15 protein-coding genes are annotated in these 20,074 nt (G+C 73.8%); 3 read left to right on the top strand and 12 right to left on the bottom strand.

Features of this window, described 5'->3' with window-relative positions; all coding sequences use genetic code 11:
* Positions 1–12 precede the first annotated feature (12 nt).
* Genes F0L17_RS17680 through F0L17_RS17670 form a run of 3 tightly spaced genes read right to left on the bottom strand, consistent with a single transcriptional unit; the run spans position 13 to position 3,010 of the window.
* A complete protein-coding gene (locus F0L17_RS17680; protein WP_162466344.1) occupies positions 13–696 on the bottom strand; it encodes an AIM24 family protein in 684 nt (227 codons plus the stop codon).
* Between the two features lie 11 nt (positions 697–707).
* A complete protein-coding gene (locus tag F0L17_RS17675) occupies positions 708–2,330 on the bottom strand; it encodes a TerD family protein (protein WP_155071836.1) in 1,623 nt (540 codons plus the stop codon).
* Between the two features lie 56 nt (positions 2,331–2,386).
* Positions 2,387–3,010: a SprT-like domain-containing protein gene (locus F0L17_RS17670; protein WP_162466343.1), complete on the bottom strand. Its 624-nt coding sequence runs from the start codon at positions 3,008–3,010 to the stop codon at positions 2,387–2,389.
* A 242-nt stretch (positions 3,011–3,252) separates the two neighbouring features.
* Here F0L17_RS17670 and F0L17_RS17665 point away from each other — a divergent pair, with 242 nt between their 5' ends.
* Positions 3,253–4,368, top strand: a complete 1,116-nt coding sequence (locus tag F0L17_RS17665; RefSeq protein WP_155071835.1) for a ThiF family adenylyltransferase — start codon at positions 3,253–3,255, stop codon at positions 4,366–4,368.
* A 54-nt stretch (positions 4,369–4,422) separates the two neighbouring features.
* Positions 4,423–5,823: an ABC1 kinase family protein gene (locus F0L17_RS17660; RefSeq protein ID WP_155071834.1), complete on the top strand. Its 1,401-nt coding sequence runs from the start codon at positions 4,423–4,425 to the stop codon at positions 5,821–5,823.
* Between the two features lie 130 nt (positions 5,824–5,953).
* On the opposite strand, the gene F0L17_RS17655 is transcribed toward F0L17_RS17660, so the two are convergent.
* The 4 genes from F0L17_RS17655 to F0L17_RS17640 all read right to left on the bottom strand — a co-directional run bounded on the left by F0L17_RS17655 (position 5,954) and on the right by F0L17_RS17640 (position 9,548).
* Positions 5,954–6,277, bottom strand: coding sequence for a hypothetical protein (locus tag F0L17_RS17655; protein ID WP_155071833.1), 324 nt, complete (start codon positions 6,275–6,277; stop codon positions 5,954–5,956).
* Positions 6,274–6,636 carry a WhiB family transcriptional regulator gene (locus F0L17_RS17650; protein WP_031506031.1) on the bottom strand — a complete coding sequence of 121 codons (363 nt, stop codon included), beginning with the start codon at positions 6,634–6,636 and terminating at the stop codon, positions 6,274–6,276. The genes F0L17_RS17655 and F0L17_RS17650 overlap by 4 nt, the downstream gene beginning before the upstream one ends.
* Before the next feature lie 132 nt (positions 6,637–6,768).
* Positions 6,769–7,077 carry a hypothetical protein gene (locus F0L17_RS17645; RefSeq protein WP_155071832.1) on the bottom strand — a complete coding sequence of 103 codons (309 nt, stop codon included), beginning with the start codon at positions 7,075–7,077 and terminating at the stop codon, positions 6,769–6,771.
* Positions 7,078–7,286: 209 nt separating this feature from the next.
* Complete coding sequence (locus tag F0L17_RS17640; RefSeq protein WP_338018126.1) at positions 7,287–9,548, bottom strand: ATP-dependent DNA helicase UvrD2; 2,262 nt, start codon at positions 9,546–9,548, stop codon at positions 7,287–7,289.
* A 253-nt stretch (positions 9,549–9,801) separates the two neighbouring features.
* On the opposite strand from F0L17_RS17640, the gene F0L17_RS17635 reads away from it, so the two are divergent.
* On the top strand, positions 9,802–10,044 hold the full coding sequence (locus F0L17_RS17635; RefSeq protein WP_155071830.1) for a mycoredoxin: 243 nt from the start codon (positions 9,802–9,804) through the stop codon (positions 10,042–10,044).
* Between the two features lie 183 nt (positions 10,045–10,227).
* Here the strand turns inward: F0L17_RS17635 and nudC are convergent, their stop codons facing one another.
* From nudC to F0L17_RS17610, 5 genes are all read right to left on the bottom strand, one after another.
* On the bottom strand, positions 10,228–11,166 hold the full coding sequence (nudC, locus tag F0L17_RS17630) for an NAD(+) diphosphatase (RefSeq protein ID WP_162466342.1): 939 nt from the start codon (positions 11,164–11,166) through the stop codon (positions 10,228–10,230).
* 195 nt (positions 11,167–11,361) lie between these two features.
* On the bottom strand, positions 11,362–14,808 hold the full coding sequence (locus F0L17_RS17625) for a UvrD-helicase domain-containing protein (RefSeq protein ID WP_162466341.1): 3,447 nt from the start codon (positions 14,806–14,808) through the stop codon (positions 11,362–11,364).
* Between the two features lie 159 nt (positions 14,809–14,967).
* A complete protein-coding gene (locus F0L17_RS17620) occupies positions 14,968–15,831 on the bottom strand; it encodes a hypothetical protein (RefSeq protein ID WP_155071827.1) in 864 nt (287 codons plus the stop codon).
* Positions 15,832–16,000: 169 nt separating this feature from the next.
* On the bottom strand, positions 16,001–19,324 hold the full coding sequence (locus tag F0L17_RS17615; protein WP_338018125.1) for an ATP-dependent helicase: 3,324 nt from the start codon (positions 19,322–19,324) through the stop codon (positions 16,001–16,003).
* Positions 19,325–19,593: 269 nt separating this feature from the next.
* A complete protein-coding gene (locus F0L17_RS17610) occupies positions 19,594–19,938 on the bottom strand; it encodes an MGMT family protein (RefSeq protein WP_155071825.1) in 345 nt (114 codons plus the stop codon).
* Positions 19,939–20,074 lie beyond the last annotated feature (136 nt).

The following is a 20,074-nucleotide window of genomic DNA, read 5'->3' as shown; positions in this document are numbered from 1 at the left end:
CTTACTCCCCCCTCAACCCCGGACGCGCAGGCGGTCGGCGCTGTCCTCGCTGGGCTGGACGACGACGAAGCCCTGGCCGGAGAAGGCGATCTGGTACGCCTCGCCGCTGCCGCGGCCGATCAGCGCGCTCGCCTTCATGGTGCGCTTGTTCTTGACCTTCAGGCCGGACGACCAGGCGACCAGGGCGTCGGGATCGACGTAGGTCTCGTCCTCGCCGCGTCCGCAGTCCACCACGACGGGTGTGCCGCGGGAGGTGAGGGCGACCCAGCCGGTACCGGAGATCCCGACGTTGAACAGGCCCTGACCGGCGAACTTCGCCAGCCCCTTGACGCGCTCGACGCCCCACTGGAGGTGCGCGTCGAAGGCGAGGAGGTTGGTCCCGTTGACCGAGAGCGCCTCGTCGGCCAGGTTGAGGCAGACGACGTCGGCTCCGTAGTCGGCGAGGTAGAGGACTCCGTCGCCGCTGCACTTCATCAGCGGGGCGCCCTCGCCGGTGAGCCACTGGGAGGCCAGCTGGCGGACGGCCGGCGGGTTGGGCTCGTACTGGACGAAGCCCTCGTAGGCGATCATCGACCCGGTGCGGGCGAAGACGTCCTGGCCGCCGGCCATGGCGATCTTCACCATGTGCGCCCCGTGATTCTCCATGCGGGCGGCGGGCGGGGTCGGGGCGTAGCCCGAGATCACTGGCTGGTTCACGACGGGCTCCCTCAGACCTCGTAGGGCTGGACGACGACGAAGTTCCCGGGCGCGCCGCGGAACTGGAGGTTCACGGTCTCACCGCTGTGGCCGGGGTAGGCGTTGCGGCGCAGCCGCACCTGGCTGGAGATGATCACCTGTGCGCCGGCGGACCAGGCGACGACGGCCTGGCAGTCGGCGAAGGTGGTCGGTGTGACGGGCAGGACGACCGGGAGGCCCTGCGTCTTGACCACGACGGTGCCGGTGCCCTGGAACTGCAGGGTGAACAGGGCTCCTCCGGGAATGCCGTGGCCCTCGATCCGGCGGACCTCGTACTGGAGGCTCTCGTCGAAGGCGAGCACGTTGTCGGCGGAGACGCAGACGGCGTCGCCCTGGAGTTCGATGGGGTGCACGTGCGCGGCGTTCTCGGCGAAGAACACCTGGCCGCGCCCGCTGCACCGCATCAGCTGCATCTCCTGGCCGGTGGCGTTGCCGACGATGCGGCCGGCGAGCCCCGCGCCCTTGTAGGAGAAGTCGACCTTGCCCTGGTACAGCACCATGCTGCCCTGGCGGGCGAGGACGGGCCCGCCGTCGCCGGAGAGGTCGGCCCTCACCAGCGTCGGGTTCTGCAGGGTCCAACGCTGCCCGGTGGGTGCCTCGCGGTACTTCTCCAACGCCGCGCCGATCCCGGCGGCCGGTCCCTGCGGCACCCGGGGGGCACCCGGAGGGCCGGGCACCTGCCCGCCGAAGGGGGCCTGCGGGGGCTGCCCGCCGAAGGGCTGCTGCGTCTGCGGCCCGCCGAAGGGGTTGGGCATCACCTGCCCGGGGGCGGTGGGTGCCGCGGGCACCGGGGGCGGAGCGGGCGCGGGAGCGTCGGGGGAAACCGGCTGGGCGGGGGCTTGGGGGTGGCCTCCCTGGGGAGGCGGTGCGGCCGGCTGCGGCGGGGCGGGCGGCGGCACGGGCGCCGTCGGCGCGGGCGGCGGCACCGGTTGTCGGGGGGCGGGTTGCGGGGCCGGTGCGGGTTGCGGGGCGGTGGGGGCCGCCGGAGGCGCGAAACCGGGGGCCGGTCCGGAGGGCGGCGCGAAACCGGGCACCGGTTGCGGGGCCGGCTCGGGGGCGGCCTCCTCCTCGGCGACCTCACCGCCGAAGTTCTTCAGCAGCGCCTCCAGACCTCCGTCGAAGCCCTGGCCGACCGCGGCGAAGCGCCAGACGTCCTTCAGGTAGAGGTCGCCGAGCATCACGGCCCGCTCGGAGGTGAATTCCGAGCCGTCGAACGCGTACCGCGCGACCTCCTCGCCCCCGGCGACGATCCGCAGGTAGCCGGGGTCGATCAGGGACATCTGACCGGCACCGTCGATCGTCGCCGTGAACGACAGCTTCCGGATGTGCGGGGGAATGCGCTCCAGGGTCACCCTGAAGGACTCGGTGTCGCCCGCCTGGGGGCCCAGGAGCTGGATGGCCTCCTCGGGTGACCGGGGCTGGTTGAAGAAGACGAAGTACCGATCGTCGGAGAGCCGCTCCTCGGCGTCGAGGCCGAAGCAGCTGATGTCGAAGCTCAGTCCCGGAGCCGAGATCCGCACGCCCACGTACAGATCCGTCCCCGCGGTGAGATCACCGATCCTGGCCTTGTGGCCGCGTTGGAATTCTCTGGCCATGCGTAACCGACCGTCCCCCGTTCATAGCGTCGATGTCGTCGCGCCAGGCTAACCGGTCACCCGTCCGGATCATTCGCTCCGGGCTCGGAAACGTTCGGAAGCCGGTTGGCGGCGACCACGCCCTCCAGGAAGCCGCGGGCCCTCTCGGTGCGCGGGTAGGACTCCAACAGCCGCCAGAAACGGGGCCCGTGGCCGGGGACCAACAGGTGCGCCAACTCGTGCAGGAGGACGTAGTCCACGACGTACTCGGGCATGCCCTGCAACCGGTGCGAGAGACGGATGCTGCCCTCGGCGGGGGTGCACGAGCCCCAGCGGGTGTTCTGGTTGGTGACCCAGCGCACGGTGATCGGGCGGGCGCGCCCCTGGAGGTACTGGCGGGAGAGCCGCGCCGCGCGCTCGGCCAGTTCGCCGTCGTCGGGCTTCCTGCGGCTCTCCTGGGCGGCCAGTTTGTCCAGCATGACGTCCACCCAGCGCCGCTCCTCGTCCTTCGACATCCGGGCCGGGATGAGGACGATGGTGCGGCCTCCCTCGCGGTAGGCGGAGACCGTGCGCCGGCGACGTGCGCTCCGGCGGACCTCGACGGCCTCCTCCCGCCCGCGTGCCGCCGTGTCCGCCCCCGCGCCGTTCGGCTCGGGGGTGCGGTGCGGTGGCTCGGGGCTGCTCGGCGGGTCGGCGGACACGCCACGACGTTACCCGCTGCCGTCCCCGGAAGTCCCGTCCCAGGGGTGCTTCCGGGGGAAACGCCCGTCCGGGTGAGCGGCCGCACGCCCTCGAACGCTCCCGAACACCCCGGTATGACGAACGGCGCGCCCTGTGGACAACTCCCGGCGGCGGCGCCCCCCTGGGCCGCATGCTGGGGCCCGTCGGTGATCCGGAACCGGCGGCGACGATGCCGGCGGCGGTCTCAGGGGGTCGAACGAACATGCATCCGATGATCAAACCGGCGCTGCGACGCGCCTGGCGGGATCGGAACACCCTGCGGTACGGGGTGACGCCCGCGCACGCGGTGTTGCTGGGGCCGGTGGACACCGCGACCGGCAGCTTCCTGGAGTTGTTCGACGGCACTCGCGGCCTGCCCGAGCTCAGGCGGGCCGCGGAGGGGATGGGGCTCGGCGCGGAGGTGGTCGACAGACTGGTGGGGCGGTTGACGGCCGCGGGGCTCCTGGACGACGCCACCGCGCACCGGAGGGCCGCGGCCCGGGTCGAGGACCGGGTCCGTCCCGATCTGGCCTCGCTCTCGGTGCTCCATCCGGAACCGGGCGGGGGAGTGCGGAGGCTGGCCGCCCGGGCCGGGGCGCGGGTGCAGGTGCGCGGCGCGGGACGGGTCGGGGCGACGGTGGCCGCGCTGCTGTCGGCGGCCGGTGTGGGGCAGGTCGACGTGGTGGACGGCGGCTGTGTGGCCCCGTGGGACACCGCTCCGGGAGGCGTGCCGGCGGAACAGACCGGCCGGCGGCGGGCCGCGGCCGCCGGCCGGGCGGTGCGGCGGGCGGCCCCCGCTCCCCGGCGGTCGCGCCCGTCCGCCGAGGCTCCCGAGCCGGGGCTCGGTCTGGTGGTGGTCGCGCCACGGGACGGACTGGCCGCCTACGCGCCGGATTCCGTCGCGTCCGCGGAGCTGGTCGGTACCGGGGTGCCGCATCTGTACGCCGGGGTGGTCGAGGGCACCGGGTTCGTGGGGCCGCTGGTGCTGCCGGGAGCGACGGCGTGTGCGGAGTGCCTGTTGCTCGGGCGCGCGGAGCGGGAGCCCGGCTGGCCGTTGGTGGTGGCCCAGTGGCGATCGGCCCGGGGGACCTCGGTGCCGGCCTGTGACGTGGCGCTGGCCACCCTGGTCGCGGGTGCGACCGCCTCCTGCGCGTTGACCTTCCTGGACGGTGACGAGGGCTGCGTCACGGGTGCGCGCCGGTCCTGGGTGCTGCCGGAGTTGCGCGCCGAGTCGGAGCCGGTGTCGCCGCACGTGGAGTGTCCGTGCGGTGCCGCTTCCGTGCACGGCGGCCGCCCGCTCTCGGCGGACGGGGTCCGGAGGTCCACAATGGCGACATGACCGCTGTTCTCGGCGCTGCCACCCGGTCGTGCTGTCGGGAAGATGGAGGGGCACATGTCGGATCTTCCGCGTAAGGCCGTCACACGTACCGCCAAGCTGGCCGCGCTGCCGCTGGGTGTGGCGGGACGCGCGACCTGGGGGCTGGGCAAGCGCATCGGGGGGTACTCCGCGGAGCTGGTCGGCCAGGAGATGCAGCAGCGCACCGCCGAGCAGCTCTTCAAGGTCCTGGGAGAGCTGAAGGGGGGTGCCATGAAGTTCGGCCAGGTGCTGTCGGTCTTCGAGTCGGCGCTCCCCGAGGAGGTGGCCGGCCCCTACCGGGCGGCGCTGACCAGACTCCAGGACGCGGCACCGCCGATGCCCGTGGCCTCCGTGCACGCCGCGCTGGCCGAGCGGATGGGCGAGGACTGGCGGGAGCTGTTCGAGGAGTTCGACGACAAGCCCTCGGCGGCGGCCTCGATAGGCCAGGTGCACCGCGGCGTCTGGCACGACGGCCGTCCGGTGGCGGTGAAGGTGCAGTACCCGGGCGCCGGCGAGGCACTGCTGTCGGACTTGAACCAGTTGGGACGCTTCGTCCGACTTCTGGGGCCGCTCGTCCCGGGCATGGACTTCAAGCCGCTGGTGTCGGAGCTGCGTGACCGGATCAGTGAGGAACTCGACTACGAACTGGAGGCGGACGCCCAGCGGACGTACGCCGCGGAGTTCGCCGACGACCCGGACGTACGGGTGCCGGACGTGGTGTACCAGTGCGACCAGGTGCTGATCACCGAGTGGCTGGAGGGAGTGCCGCTCGCGGAGGTGATCAAGGACGGCACGGACGAGGAGCGCGATCGGGCCGGACAGTTGCTGGCGCGTTTCCTCTTCTCCGGCACGGCCCGCACGGGCCTGCTGCACGCCGATCCGCACCCGGGGAACTTCCGGCTGCTGACCGATGGTGACCCCGACGGCCCGCCGGAGCGGTGGCGGCTGGGCGTGATGGACTTCGGCACGGTCGACCGGCTGCCGGGCGGATTGCCTCCGACGATCGGCACGGCGCTGCGAATGGCCCTCGACGGCGACGCGGAGTCCGTGTACGAGCTGCTGTGCGAGGAGGGCTTCGTCAGGCCGACGGTCGAACTGGACCCGGAGGGGGTGCTGGAGTACCTCGTGCCCATCATCGAGCCGGCACAGGTGGAGGAGTTCGTCTTCTCCCGTGACTGGATGCGGGGACAGGCGACCCGAGTGGGGGATCCTCGTTCTCCCGCGTACCAGTTGGGCAAGCGGCTCAACCTGCCACCGTCCTACCTGCTGATCCACCGGGTGACGCTCTCCACGATCGGGGTGCTGTGCCAGCTCAACGCGCGGGTCCGGATGCGCGATGAAATGGAGGCCTGGGTGCCGGGCTTCGTTCCGGAGGAGGAGGCCGGGGCGGACGCGGACTTCGACGGTGGCGCCGAGCCGGCCGAGACCTCGGCCTGACGCTCCCGGCCGGCCGGGCACCCGTCGCTTCGCCCCGCTCCCGAGCCCGGAGCGGAACGGCCGCGGGGCCGGGGCGGTACCGCCCCGGCCCCGGTCCGGTCGTGTGTCGTCGGTCGGCCGTCGCCGTCCGTCACTGCATGACGGCCAGGGCCAGCGCCCGACGGGCCCGCATCGAGGCCCGTTCGGCGCGGCGCTGCATGCGGCGGGCGACGACCACCCGTCGGCCGGGTCGCTCTGCCTCGGCCTCCCTCATGCGTTCGTGCATATGAGCGCGGGCCATGGCTTCTGGGATGAGTTGCATGTCTCGGGTCCTGTTCTGGCATGAGGCGGCCATGTCGGGCTGTGTGCTCGCGTGGTTCTCGGAGCGAAGGGCCATGGCGGGTTCCGCCTTCCGGAGGGGGCGCGGCACGGGTCCGTGTGCCGCGGGACGATCGATCGTGCCGGTGGTGTTCATGCCGTGACCGGGTTCTTGCGCGGACGGCCACGCGGCCGCTTGCGGGGAACGACGACCCCCTGGACGAACAGCTCACCGCCCCAGACCCCCCAGGGCTCACGGCGGTCCTTGGCGCCGGCGAGGCAGGCCTCGCGCAGCGGGCAGGTTCGGCAGAGGGACTTGGCGTACTCCACGTCGGCGGGCGACTCGGCGAAGAAGACCTCCGGGTCGTAGCTGCGGCAGGGCACGGCCACACCGAGACGCTCGATGGCGTCGTCCAGCTCGGTGAGCGTGGTGAGGGCGGTCAAGGAGTCCTCCGTGGAATCGGACGGTCGGATCGGGTCGGGCTGTACGGACGGGGCGTGCGTCTGGATGTGCACGGCGGTGAATTCCTCGTCTGTGCGTCGTCTCTTCGGCCCGGCTGGTGGCCGGGCCGCTTGTGGAAAACAGAAGGGCCGCGGATCCCGGTGTGGGTTCCGCGGCCCTGGAAGGTGCCGACCTGATCGTGCCGATCAGGCTGGATCTCTCCAGGGTTCGAGCCCACGGAAGGCCCACATGTGGTGCTGTGCCTGCTTCTGTCCGTTGTCGGCACCATTGGCCGCGATGCCGGCAAGGGCATAGGTGTCCGCCTGTGCCACGGTCGCTACCGCAGGTGCCTGGGTCGGTCGCTCGCTGACGCGCTCCCGGATCGGCAGGGTCGAGCAGAGGCTCGGACGCGCGGACACGGCGCCAAAGGCGTCGGCCCCAAAGACACCGGTGTCGAACAGGCAGGAGGCGAAGCCGTCGCGGCCGACCGGTTCCGTCGTGATCATGGTGGTCATCGAAGCTCGCCTCCTCTCGGCGTCTCGTCGGATCGATCGGTGTGTCGATCCGGGCGTTCGGGGTTCAGTACAGCATGGAAGTGGTGGAGCCACCAGGCCCCGCTCTTCCATGTCCGGAAGGCTATGGGGGTTCGCACGGCGCGCGCAAACTATTTTTCCGGCAGGTTCGCAACAGTCTCCGCGAAGACCTCCGGAGCGATTCATTCCGTTTATTCGGGCGCGGATCCACCCGCCGAATTCCCCACCCGCCCCGGGGCTCCATCGGTGTCCGCGCCGCTCCCTCCGGCGTTCCCCTCGTCGCTCCCCTCACCGACCTCCTCGCCGATCTCCTCACCCGCGCACAGCGCCAGCACATCGGCGCCGAACCGGTCGAGCTTGCGCCTGCCCACGCCCGGGATCCGTGACAGCTCGGCCTCGTCGCCGGGGAGGGCCTCGGCGATGGCCATGAGCGTCTTGTCGGTGAAGACGCAGTACGCCGGCTGGCCGAGCCGCCGGGCCTGTACCGAACGCCACTCACGCAGTCGCTCGTACAGTTGCTCGTCCAGATCGGAGGGACAGCCCTCGCACCGCATCAGCTTGATCTCGCCGGCGTCGGTGAGGGTGCGACCGCAGACCCGGCACCGCACCGGTCCGCGCCGTCTGCGCGAACGGCCCGTGCCCCGCTCCACGCCGCCGGCACCGCCCGCCCGTTCCCTCTCCGTCGACGAGCCGGGCCGCAACCCGGCCAGGAAACGGCTCGGACGGCGCCCGCCCCGACCACCCGGCGAACGCGACAGCGCCCAGGACAGCGACAGGTGGCGTCGGGCCCGGGTGACGCCCACGTAGAGCAGTCGACGTTCCTCCTCGATCTGCTCGTCGGTCCTGGCGTAGGTGATCGGGAGCGTCCCGTCGGCCAGCCCGACCAGGAAGACCGCGTCCCACTCCAGTCCCTTGGCCGCGTGCAGCGAGGCGAGCGTGACGCCCTCGACGGTCGGGGCGTGCTGGGCGTTCGCCCGCTCGTCCAGCTCGGCCACGAAGTCGGCCAGCTCCGCCCGCGGCCGGGCCCGGCCGAAGTCCTCGGCGAGCCGGACCAGTGCGGCCAGCGACTCCCAGCGATCGCGCACCGCGCCCGAGCCGGCCGGAGGCTGCGGCGTCCAACCGGTGCCCCCGAGGACCGCGCGCACCTGGGAAGGGAGGTCCACGGCGTCGGCCAACAGCGTGTCGTTGCCCCCGGCACGGGCCGCGCCGCGCAGCGCGAGGCCCGCCTCGCGCACCTCCGGCCGTTCGAAGAACCGCTCGGCACCGCGGAGCTGGTAGGGCACGCCCGCGTCGGCGAGAGCCTGCTCGTACACCTCGGACTGGGCGTTGACCCGGTAGAGCACCGCGATCTCGCTCGCGGAGACCCCCGCGTCCAGCAGTTCCCGGATGCGGCGGGCGACGCCCTCGGCCTCGGCGGGCTCGTCGGCGTACTCGGTGTAGACGGGCTCGGGGCCGGGATCGCGCTGGGAGACCAGTTCGAGCCGGTGCTCGGCCGTCCGCCCCTTCGCCTGGGCCAGCAGTCCGTTGGCCAGGTGCACCACCTGGGGTGTGGAACGGTAGTCGCGCACCAGCTTCACCACCGTGGCGTCCGGATGACGGAGCCGGAAGTTCAACAGGTGGTCGGGGGTGGCGCCGGTGAAGGAGTAGATCGTCTGGCTCGCGTCGCCGACCACGCAGATCGAGTCGCGGTCCCCCAGCCACAGCTCCAACAGTCGCTGCTGGAGCGGGCTGACGTCCTGGTACTCGTCCACGACGAAGTGCTGGTACTGCCGGCGCACGGTGTCGGCGACGTCGGGCCGTTCCTGGAGGATGCCGACCGTGAGCAGGAGCACGTCCTCGAAGTCGATCGTCGACCGCTCGCGTTTGAGCTGTTCGTAGAGCCCGTAGATCCGGCTGATCTCGGCCGGATCGCGCGGGGCCTCCCGTGACGACTTCGCCACCACGGCCGGGTAGTCCTCCGGCACCGTCTGGGTGACCTTGGCCCACTCGATCTCGCCCGTCACATCGCGCAGTTCGTTGCGGTCGAGCCGGATGCGACAGCGGGCGGCGGCCTCCGCGACGAGTTGGACCTTGCGCTCCAGCAGCCGGGGCAGCTCGCCGCCGACCGCCTTCGGCCAGAAGTACTGCAACTGCCGCAGGGCGGCGGAGTGGAAGGTGCGGGCCTGCACACCGCCGGCGCCGAGTTGGCGCAGACGTCCCCTCATCTCGCCCGCCGCGCGGTTGGTGAACGTGACGGCCAGCACGCTCGCGGGCGGGAGGATCCCCGCCCGCACCCCGTACGCGATCCGGTGCGTGATGGCTCGCGTCTTGCCCGTGCCGGCCCCCGCCAGCACGCACACCGGGCCGTGCAGCGCCGTCGCCACCTCGCGTTGCTCCGGATCGAGTCCCTCGAGTACCGCGTCCGGCGATTCGGGAACGTTCGGGAAGGGGGAGGGGGGCGTCGCTGCTGTCACCCCGCCATGCTGCCAGGCCGGTGGAGGGGCACCCAACCGCCGTCCACAGGCGGCCGGGATTCCTCACAGGAATGGGGCGCGGAACGCCGGGGAAGCGTGCGGGAACTCACGCGTCCGGCGGTCGGGGGCCGGGAATGGCTTCCGGGTGCCGGACGTTCCACCGATGCCGACGGGCCCCGGACCACCGGGGCCCGGGCCGAACGCCAGGCAACTTCCAGGACCATCCGGAATCGAGACCGAGGAGCGCGAACCCATGGCGGGAACGGTGACCATGTACAGCACCACCTGGTGCGGCTACTGCCGCCGACTCAAGGGGCAGATGGACCGCGAGGGAATCGCGTACACCGAGGTCAACATCGAGCACGACCCGGAGGCCGCGGCCTTCGTGGAGAAGGTCAACAACGGCAACCAGCTCGTTCCGACCGTGCTCTTCCCCGACGGCTCGGCCCTCCCCAACCCGTCGATAGCGCAGGTCAGGGAGAAGGTCGGCGCCTGACCCACCAGGAGGGGGCGGTCCTGTGACGTCGTCCGCACGGACGCCGCAGGACCGCCCCCTCCGCGCGTCGGCCCGCGCCCGGCCGCCGGCCGGCCCCGAAACCCCGTCACCTCTCCCGGCGACTCCTGTGACCCGCGTCTCACTCCGGCTGTGCGGTGCCCGGTCCGCCGTGTCCCGCCCGGGTCACGGCAGCGGCAGCGGCTCCCCGTACCACAGCTCGATCAGCCGGGCCGCGATCGAGATGCCCGCCGGCGGCAGCACCTCGCCGGAGGCGAACGCGTCGCGCAGTTCCTCGCGGGAGAACCAGCGGGCCTCCTCGATCTCCTCGCCGTCCACCCGGATCTCGGCGGAGGTGGCGTGCGCCACGAAGCCCAGCATCAGGCTGGACGGAAAGGGCCACGGCTGGCTGGCGACGTACTCGACCCGGTCGATCGCGACCCCGGCCTCCTCACCCGCCTCCCGCACGACCGCCTGCTCCAGCGACTCGCCGGGCTCGACGAAGCCCGCGAGCGTGGAGAAGCGGCCCTTGGGCCAGTGCACCTGGCGACCGAGCAGGGCCCGCCCCTCGGGATCCGTCACCAGCATGATCACGGCGGGATCGGTGCGCGGGTAGTGCTCGGCGCCGCAGGCCGGGCAGCGGCGGACGTGGCCGGCCGCGACGATGGCCGTCCGCTCGCCGCAGCGCGAGCAGAAGCGGTGCATCCGCTGCCAGTTCTCCAGCGCCACGGCGTGCACCATCAGCTGGGCGTCGCGCTCGGAGAGCAGCGCGCCCGCCTCCCGCAGCCCCGCCGGACGGGCCGCGCCGTCCATCCGTCCCGGCAACGAGTCCTTCTGGAGCGCGAAGTAGCGCACGCCGTCCTCGTCCACGCCCAGGAAGTAACGGTGCGCCTCGGTCAGGGGCGCGTCGAAGGACGGCATGGTCACCAATTCGGTGCGGCCGTCCTCGGTGTCCTCGATCAGCACCTGCCCGCCGGACACCACGAAGCAGCGGGTCGTCGGGTGGCTCCAGGCCGCCCCGAGCCACGCCTCGTCCAGCCGGTGGTGGGCCGCGCGGTCGATGCCACCGGTGGCGGTGAGCGCGATCGGGCGGTGGTCGGTGGTGTGGTCGGGCCAGGTGATCACGGCTGCTTCCAACTTCCCCTGGGACGTGAGCGGTGGTTCGTGCGCGTTCGGCGGTCGTCGGGCCGTCCCGCGTCCGCTCCCCCGCTCCGGGAAGGTCGGGTCGCCCGCCTTCCGTACGGAGGGCGGGCCGGCCCGGGGTGTGCGCGAGGACGGCGTCGTCCACGAGCGGCCGAGGTGGCGCTCATACCCCCGAGCCTATCCGGACGCCCCACCCGTACCGGAATCGGCCGCCGTGCCCCGCCGGGCCTCCGGGATCCCGGCCCCGTCCGGCTCGCCCGGCGCCTCCCCCTCCCCCGGACCGTGTGACAGCAGCCGTTCCAGTTCGGCACGGCCGGGCAGCCGGGCGGGCCGGACCAGCTCGCCGCTGCGGACGTGGAGGAAGGCGGCGCGGACGGCCGACAGCGGCAGTCCGTGCCGTTCGGCCCAGGCGAGGCGGTAGACGGCCAACTGGAGGGGATCGGCCCGTTGGGACCGCCCGGTCTTCCAGTCGACGATCTCGAAGCCCCCGCCGTCCTCGTCCCGGTACACCGCGTCGATCCGGCCGCGGACCACCCGCCCCGCGAGCGTGAGCTGGAAGGGTTCCTCGACCCGGTGGGGGGTGCGGTGCGCGTAGGGCGTGCGGGCGAAGGCCTCCTTCAGTTCGGCCAGGTCCTTCTCGTCGTCGATCTCCGCGGCCGACGGGCGGGCCGCGCCGGCCGCGCCGCGCGGCGCGTTCTCCTCGCCGTCCTCGCCGTCCTCCCCGTCCTCGCCGCCCGGCAGCTCCTCGGGGTAGAGCAGGGGCAGTTCCAGCTCCTCGAAGCGGGACTCCACCCAGGCGTGGAAGCGGGTACCGCGCCGGGCCGCCGCGGACCGCGGCGGCCGTGGCATGGGGCGGGCCAGGTCCCGCGCGAAACCGTCGGGGTCGGTGGCCAGGCGGACGAGCTGGGTGGCCGACAGGGAGGCGGGCAGCGGCACCTCGCGCACCCCCGACCGCGCCCGGCGCAGTTCGGCGGCGAGAGTACCCAGGTCGCGGTCCCAGGAGGCGACGAGCCGTGCCTCCTGGGGGGTCAGCTCGGCGGCTTCCGCGGCTTCCGCCGCCTCCGGTCCGTCGTCGCCCGCCCCGTCGACCGGTTCCGTACGGGGCCGGGGCAGCGTCCGGCCGTCCAGGTGGGCGACGACCCGGGCGGCGGCGCGACGGCGGCGCGTCAGCGCCTCCTCGTCCAGGGGCAGCGGCCAGGCACGTTCCTCGGCCGCCTCCTCCAGGGCCGGGTTCTCCTCGCCCTCCGCCGGTTCCTCGGCCCAGTGCTCGACCTCGCCGTGCCGGGGGTCGGCCTCGCAGTGTTCGCGCAGGGCCGTCAGGAAGGCCGAGGGGCCGCGCGGCGTCTTCTGGCTCGGCCCCCACCAGTGGCCCGAGCCCAGCAGCAGGGAACGGGGACGGGTGAAGGTGACGTACCCCAGGCGCAGCTCCTCGGTGTGCTGGTGCTCCTTGACCGCCTCGTCGTAGTTCTTCCGGTCCTTCGCCGTCCAGCCCTCCAACCGCGGCAGGGTGGCCGCGTCGCCGCGCAGGTCGGGCGGGAGCACCCGGGGTTGGGCGAGCCAGGACTCGCGCGCCTGCTCGCTGGGGAAGTTCTTCCGCACCAGTCCGGGTACGGCCACCACGTCCCACTCCAGCCCCTTGGACTTGTGCGCGGTGAGCACCTTGACGGTGTTCTCGCCGCCGGGCAGCGAGCCGTCCAGTCCCTTCTCGTACTCGACGGCGGTGCGCAGGAAGCCCAGGAAGGCCATCAGGGTGGACTGTCCGTCCAGGGAGGCGAAGCCGGCGGCCACGTCCAGGAAGGTGCCCAGGGTCTCGCGGCGGCGGGCGGCCAGGGCGTGCGGGGAGGCGGAGAGCTCGATCTCCAGGCCGGTGACGGACAGCACCCGGTGCAGGACGTCCATCAGCGGATCGGCGAGCGAGCGACGCAACTCCCTTATCTCGGCGGCCAGCCGGGCGAACCGCACCCGGGCCTCGGCCGAGAACGGCAGCGAGTCCTCGTGGCCACCCGGTTCCAGGAAGGTGTCCAGGGCGTCGGCGAGGGAGACCACCTCGGCCGGGTCGGTGCCCTCCACGGCCGCGGCCAGCCGCGCCTCGACGTCCACGGAGCCGTCCGGGGTGCACGGCCCGCCGGGGACCAGCAGCCGGGCGCGCCGCCCCAGCAGGGCCAGGTCGCGCGGGCCGATGCGCCAGCGGGGGCCGGTGAGCAGCCGTACCAGGGAGGCGTTGGCCGTCGGGTCCTGGAGGACCTCGCACATGGCGACCAGGTCGGCGATCTCCGGCAGGTGCAGCAGCCCGGACAGGCCGACGACCTCGACCGGCACGTCACGGGCCACCAACGCGCCCTGGATCTCGGCGAAGTCGGCGGCGGTGCGGCACAGCACGGCGATCTCGCCGGGCGGGGTGCCGGTCCTCACCAGGTGGGCGACGGAGTCGGCCAGCCAGGCGATCTCCTCGGCGTGGGTGCGCAGCAGGGCGCAGCGCACCAGGCCGTCGCGTTCGGCGCCGGGGGCGGGGCGCAGCGCCTCCACCCCGGCGTGGCGGGCGCGCAGCGGGGCGGCCAGGCCGTTGGCCAGCTCCAGCAGCCGCCCGCCGCTGCGGCGGTTCTCGCTCAGGGCGTGCCGGCGGGCGGGGGTGCCGTCGGCGTGGGGGAAGTGCTCGGGGAAGTCGTCGAGGTTGGCCACGGACGCGCCGCGCCAGCCGTAGATGGCCTGGCAGGGGTCGCCGACGGCGGTGACGGCGTGGCCGGTTCCCGATCCGAAGAGCCCCGCCAGCAGGACGCGTTGGGCGACGGAGGTGTCCTGGTACTCGTCGAGCAGCACCACGGCGTACTCCTCGCGCAGGATCCGTCCGACCTCGGGGACGTCCCGGGCCAGCGTCGCCGACAGGGCCATCTGGTCGCCGAAGTCGATCAGTTCGCGCTCCCGCTTGCGGCGGCGGTACTCCTCCACCAGGCCCAGCAGTTCCAACCGGCCCCGTGCCGTCTCGGGGACCCGGCGCAGGGCGGCGTTGGTGAGCTTCACCTCGCCGCTCTCCAACAGGTCGAGCAGGTCGGTGTCGTACCGCCGCAGCCTCTCGGGTTCCACCAGGTGTTCGGAGAGTTCGCCGTCGAGCGCCAGCAGATCGCGGACGAGTTCGCCGACGGACTTGGTCAGGGCCGTGAAGGGTCCGGAGGCGGTGCGCAGCACGGAGGCGGCGAGCTGGTAGCGGGTGGCGTCGGCGAGCAACCGGGCCGAGGGCTCGATGCCCAGTCGCAGCCCGTGCTCGGTCAACAACTGCCCGGCGAAGGCGTGGTAGGTGGAGATCCGCGGCTCGCCGGGGGCGTGGTCGGGGTCGACCGGGTCCGGCTCCGACACGCCGGCGCGGTGCAGGGCCTTGCGCACCCGGTCGGCCAGTTCGCCGGCCGCCTTGTTGGTGAAGGTCAGGCCGAGCACCCGTTCGGGGGCGACCTGGCCGGTGCCCACCAGCCAGACGACGCGGGCGGCCATCACCGTCGTCTTGCCCGACCCGGCTCCGGCCACGATGACCTGCGGCGCCGGAGGTGCGGTGATGCACTCCAACTGCTCGGCGGTGAAGGGGATGCCGAGGAGGCGCCGGAGGTCGTCGGGATCGGTGAGCTGTGCGGGCACCCGCACGACGCTAGCGCGCCGCGCCGACAGTCGTCGCGGCGCGGTGGACGGCGGACCGCGCCGGGCGGCGCCGACGGGCCCCGGACCGACCGCCGGGAGCGGCCGTTCCGGGAGGGCGACGCCCCGTCAACTCCGGTGCCGGCGGGCGGCGGTGCCGGGTCAGACGTTCTCCGTCGGCCCTCGGTTCCCCATGTCGCCCGGATCCAGGACCTCGGAGGGATCGGGCCCCTCTATCTCGACCTCCTCGTCGTGATCGGTGAAGTCCATCACACCGGGCTCGTCCCCGCCCTCGTTCTCCATCCGCAGCAGGTACGGCTCGTCGGGGTCGTTGGCGACGTAGCCGGTGGTGGTCTCACGGCCGTTCCGCTCGATCAGCGGGACCGTCTCCCGACCGTTGATCCGCGTCGGTTCGCCCTTGGTCACCCTGGAGGTGTCGGAGACGCCCGTCGCCTCCAGGAAACCGGCGAGGTCGCAGAACCCCTCGAAGTCGCCGTCGGACCCGCGGTCCCCGGCGTCGATCCACCGGCCCTCCAGGATCTCGACGGCGCCCTGCCCCCCGGGGGCTCCGCCGTCGAGGCCCTTCCAGAACCGCTCGTCGCCCTTCAGGTACATCCGCTCGTCCGTGCCGACGATCTCGACGGTGCCGCCGTTCACCGTCATCGACCCGGAGCACCGGCCGTCGTCGGTGAGCACCATGTCGACGCCCATCCGCTCGCCGCCGTCGGTGAGGCTCCCGGTGATCCGCAGCGACCGCAGGCCGTCCATCGCCTCGGACATCGCCTCGGCTATCTCGGCCGCGGAGCGGTCCGCCGGCGCGGTGGGGCCGCTCCCGCCGTCCGGGAGGTCCGCCGTGTCCGTACCGCCGTCGCCGGTGTCCGGGGCCTTCGCCGAAGGCGTCCCGCCGAGCCCCAGCGGGAGCTCCCCGTCCGGCCGTGGCACACCGCCGTTCGAACAGCCCGTCACTCCCGCGACCGACGCGCAGACCGCCAGCGCCGTCAACGCCGCCAGGGCGCCCTTCCTCACGACCACTCCCCGCCTCCCCGTGCTCCGCGCCTTGCCCGCGCTCTCCCCGCGCCTTCCCCGCGGTGCCGTCGCACCATGGGACCACAGGGCACCGACAGCCGGTTCCCCGGCCCCGCCCGGCTCCGTCCGGCTCCGTCCGGCCCCGCCCGGTTCCGCCCGGCCCCGCTCCTCACTCCACGACGTGGCGCCCCTCGGGCCGCGCGCTGCACGCCCCGCGGAAGGAGCAGGTGCCGCAGTGCCGTCCCGGGGAGGGTGTGAACCGCTCGTCCAGGACGCGACCGGCGGCGTCGGCCAGCAACTCCCCGACCCACTCGCCGTTCCCGTCCTCGCCCAGGGCCCGTTGCCGCTGCACGGCCGGGAGCGCGTCGCCGCCCTCCTTCTTCGGCGCCCCGATCCGCAACTGGACCAGTTCCGCGCCCCCCGGCTCCAGCCGGCCTCCCCCAGCGCCCTCGGGGGCGTCCACGTCGTCGAGGGCGCCCTCGCGGACCGCGAGTTGGTAGACGGCCAGTTGGGGATGGCGCTCGACCTCGGCGGCGGTCGGCTTGTTCTTCCCGGTCTTGAAGTCGACGACGTACGCCCGACCGTCGGGCCCGCGCTCGACGCGGTCCACGGTGCCGCGGACGCGGACCCGGTGGCCACCCGCCTCCAGCGTCACGTCGAAGCCGTGCTCGGTGGCGATCGTCTCGCGTCCGAGGTCACGCTCCATCACGTGCCAGCGCAGGAAGCGCTCCAGCGCGGCGCGCGCGTTCTCCCTCTCCTGCCGCGACTTCCAGGGCGCCTCGAAGGCGAGCGAGTCCCACACCGTGTCCAGCCGCTCCAGCAGCACGGACAGGTCGGCCGGGGTACCTCCGGAGGCGACCTCGTCGGCCAGCACGTGCACCACGTTGCCGAAGCCCTGGGCGGCGGAGGAGGGCGGCTCGGCCTTCACCTCACGGCCCAGGAACCACTGGAGCGAACAGGCCTCGGACAGTTGGTGCAGGGCGCTGCCCGAGAGGGTGACGGGTTTGTCCCGGTCGCGCAGCGGCACCGCCGAGCGGGTCGGCTCGTACAACCCCCACCAGCGCTGTGGGTGGGCGGCGGGGACGAGGACACCCCCGTCGTCGTCGCGCAGCGCGGCCAGCCGGGCCAGCCGGCGGGCGGCGGCCTCGCGCAGCGCCGGGGAGGCGTCGGGGTCGACGGTGGTGGCGCGCAGCTCGGCGACCAGGGCGGCCGCCGACAGCGGGCGGGGCGGCCGTCCGGTGACGTCCCTGGGCTCGACGCCGAGTTCGGTCAGGAAGCGTGAGGGCTGGTCGCCGTCCTCCGCGGCGGCCCGGACGGCGGTGACGACCAGACGGTCGGCGGCGCGGGTGGCCGCCACGTAGAACAACCGGCGCTCCTCGGCCAGCATCGCGCCCGGTGTGAGCGGTTCGGCCAGCCCGTCGCGGCCTATGCGGTCGGGCTCCAGCAGGGAACCGCGGCGTCGCAGGTCCGGCCAGAGCCCCTCCTGCACCCCGGCGACGACCACCAGTCGCCGCTGGAGTCCCTTGGAACGGTGCGCGGTCATCAGCCGCACGGCGTCGGGGCGCAGCGCGCGGGGGGCGATGGTGTCGCCGGCGATGTCCTGGGCGTCCAACTCCTCCAGGAAGTTGAGGGCGCCGCGCCCGCCGACGCGTTCCTCGGCCCGGGCGGCGGCGGCGAACAGCGCGCAGACGGCGTCCAGGTCGCGGTCGGCGTTGCGGCCGGCCGGTCCGCCGCGCAGGGCGGCCCGCTCCAGCCGGTCCGGCCAGGAGGTGCCGTTCCACAGCGTCCACAGCGCTTCCTCGGCCGTGGCGCCCTCCACCAGTGCCTCGCGCGTCCTGCGCAGCAACAGGCCGAGTTCCCGGGCACCACGCGCGTGGGAGGGATCGTGCGCCGCCAGCCGCTCGGGCTCGGCCAGCGCCTCGGCGAGCAGTTCGTCCGAGGGGCGAGGGACGGCGCGACCCGCGGCGCGCTCCTCCTCGCGCAGGGCGCGGCCCAGCCGGCGCAGGGCGGCTCCGTCCATGCCGCCCAGCGGTGAGGTCAGCAGGGTGAGCGCGGTCTCCACGTCGATCCAGCGGCCGTCGGACTCCTCGGTCGCGGTGTCGGACGTGTCCGGGGCGCCGGAGGTGTCGAGCGCGGCGGCCCGCGCCACCACGCGCAGCGCCGTCAGCAGCGGTGCGACGGCCGGCTCGTGGCGCAGCGGCACGTCGTCGCCGTCCGACTCCACGGGGACGCCCGCCGAGGTCAGCGCGCGCCGCACCGAGGGGAGCGTGCGGTGACCGGCCCGCACCAGCACCGCCATCTCCCGCCACGGGACGCCCTCCTCCAGGTGGGCACGGCGCAGCAGGTCGGCGATGTTGTCCAGCTCCACGCCCGGGGTCGGGTAGGTGTACACCTCCACCCGGCCGCCCTCCCGCACAGCGGACAACTCGCGGTGGGCGCGGACGGCCTCGGCCGGAAGCCGGGTGAGCGGCATGCGGGTGGTCAGCCGCCGGGTGGCCTCCAGAACGGTCGAGGCGGAACGACGGCTGGTGCGCAGCACCGCGACCGGCGCGGGCGCGCCGTCGCGGCGCCGGAACCGCTGCGGGAAGTCGAGGATGCCGTTCACGTCCGAACCGCGGAACGCGTAGATCGACTGGTCGGGGTCGCCGAAGACGACCAGGGTGCGCCCGTCGCCGGCCAGCGCGCGCAGCAGCCGCACCTGCGCCGGGTCGGTGTCCTGGTACTCGTCGACGTAGATCGCGTCGTACCGGGCGGCCAGCCGCGCCCCGACCTCGTCGCGTTCGGCGAGCAGCACGGCCCGGTGCACCAGCTCGGCGTAGTCGAGGACGCCCTGGAGGTCCAGGACGTCCAGGTACTCGGCCATGAAGGCCGCGGCGGCCCGCCAGTCGGGGCGGCCGGCGCGGCGGGCGAAGGCGGCCAGGGCGTCCGGCTCCAGGCCCAGTTCCCGGCTGCGGGCCAGCACCGCCCGCAGCTCGTCGGCGAAGCCGCGGGTGGTCAGGCAGGCGCGCAGCTCGTCGGGCCATCCGGCCCGGCCGCGTCCGGAGTCCTCCAGGGCGGCCTGCCCGGCCAGCAGCTCGCGGATGCGCAGGTCCTGCTCGGGGCCGGACAGCAGGCGCAGCGGCTCGGCGAACAGGTCGGCGTCCTGGTGGGCGCGGACCAGTGCGTAGCAGTACGAGTGGAACGTCGTGATCTGGGGGGCCCGCGGGGCGGCGCCCGTCAACCGGGTGGCCATCCGGTCCCGCAGCTCGACCGCGGCCCTGCGCCCGAAGGTGAGCACGAGGACGCGTTCCGGGTCGGTGCCGCGCCGCAGCCTCTCGACGACGGACTCCACCAGCGTGGTGGTCTTGCCGGTGCCGGGGCCCGCGAGGACCAGCAGCGGCCCGTCGGTGTGCTCAACCACCGCGCGCTGGTGTGCGTCCAGTGCAGGGGGGCACACCGGACCGGGCAGGTCGCGCACCAGTCGGTACGTGTCGGATTCGAGGGAGGAGCTCACGTGGATCGCCGGTCCTGGTCGCTGTGCTGGATGGTGCAGACGGTACGCCAGTCGACTGCCGGGACGCAGCCCGTCCCCTTCGTGCCCCTTTCGGACGGTGCGTCGCACGGACGGTACCGGCATGACGGAAGCTGGTGAATGTGAGGATTCCTGTGTCCGGGGCGCCGAGGACGCCCGGTGTGCCGTACGCGCCCCCGTCCGCCGGATCGGCCGTCCGCGCGGCCGGCGGCTCGTCGGGGGGTGCGCCGGGAGGCGTGCCGGGGGGCGCGTCAGTCGTTCCCGGCCCCGTCCCAGCGGGCCCGGCGCATGTCGATCCGCACGGAGCGCGGGTCACCCTCCGTCGCGCCGCCGCGCAACGGGGTGCCCTCCCGGCGGTAGTGGGTCAGCGCGCGCCCCTCGTGGCAGACCGGTGGCAGTCCACCGGCCCGCACCACGCGCCACCAGGGGACCGTGCCGCCGTAGAGCGCCATCACCCGGCCCACCTGCCGCGGACCGCCCTCCTCCAGCCACTCGGCGATGTCGCCGTACGTCATCACCCGGCCCGGTGGGATGCGCTCCACCACGGTCAGCACCTTCTCCGCGTACTCCGGCAACTCGCCGACGGGACCGCTCATGGCGGCCATGGTGCCCCATGCCGCCGGCGCCCCGCTCCGGGGTCGGCGCCCCCGCGCCCGACGTCCCCGCCGGCGGGTTCGCCGGCGGATTCGCCGGGGACGTCACGCCCCGGCGCGCAAAGATGCCCACGACACG

Origin of the sequence: Streptomyces taklimakanensis (assembly GCF_009709575.1) — a bacterium.
Classification (GTDB): Bacteria; Actinomycetota; Actinomycetes; order Streptomycetales; family Streptomycetaceae; genus Streptomyces; species Streptomyces taklimakanensis.
The sequence above is the reverse complement of the archived record's forward strand: the minus strand, read 5'-3'. Positions and strand labels throughout refer to the sequence as shown.

Excerpts from the sequence above, each read along its gene's own strand:
- F0L17_RS17635 (WP_155071830.1), top strand. The coding sequence starts at position 9,802 with ATGGCGGGAACGGTGACCATGTACAGCACCACCTGGTGCGGCTACTGC.
- F0L17_RS17655 (WP_155071833.1), bottom strand. The coding sequence starts at position 6,277 with ATGAACACCACCGGCACGATCGATCGTCCCGCGGCACACGGACCCGTG.
- F0L17_RS17675 (WP_155071836.1), bottom strand. The coding sequence starts at position 2,330 with ATGGCCAGAGAATTCCAACGCGGCCACAAGGCCAGGATCGGTGATCTC.
- F0L17_RS17610 (WP_155071825.1), bottom strand. The coding sequence starts at position 19,938 with ATGAGCGGTCCCGTCGGCGAGTTGCCGGAGTACGCGGAGAAGGTGCTG.
- F0L17_RS17660 (WP_155071834.1), top strand. The coding sequence starts at position 4,423 with ATGTCGGATCTTCCGCGTAAGGCCGTCACACGTACCGCCAAGCTGGCC.
- F0L17_RS17645 (WP_155071832.1), bottom strand. The coding sequence starts at position 7,077 with ATGACCACCATGATCACGACGGAACCGGTCGGCCGCGACGGCTTCGCC.
- F0L17_RS17665 (WP_155071835.1), top strand. The coding sequence starts at position 3,253 with ATGCATCCGATGATCAAACCGGCGCTGCGACGCGCCTGGCGGGATCGG.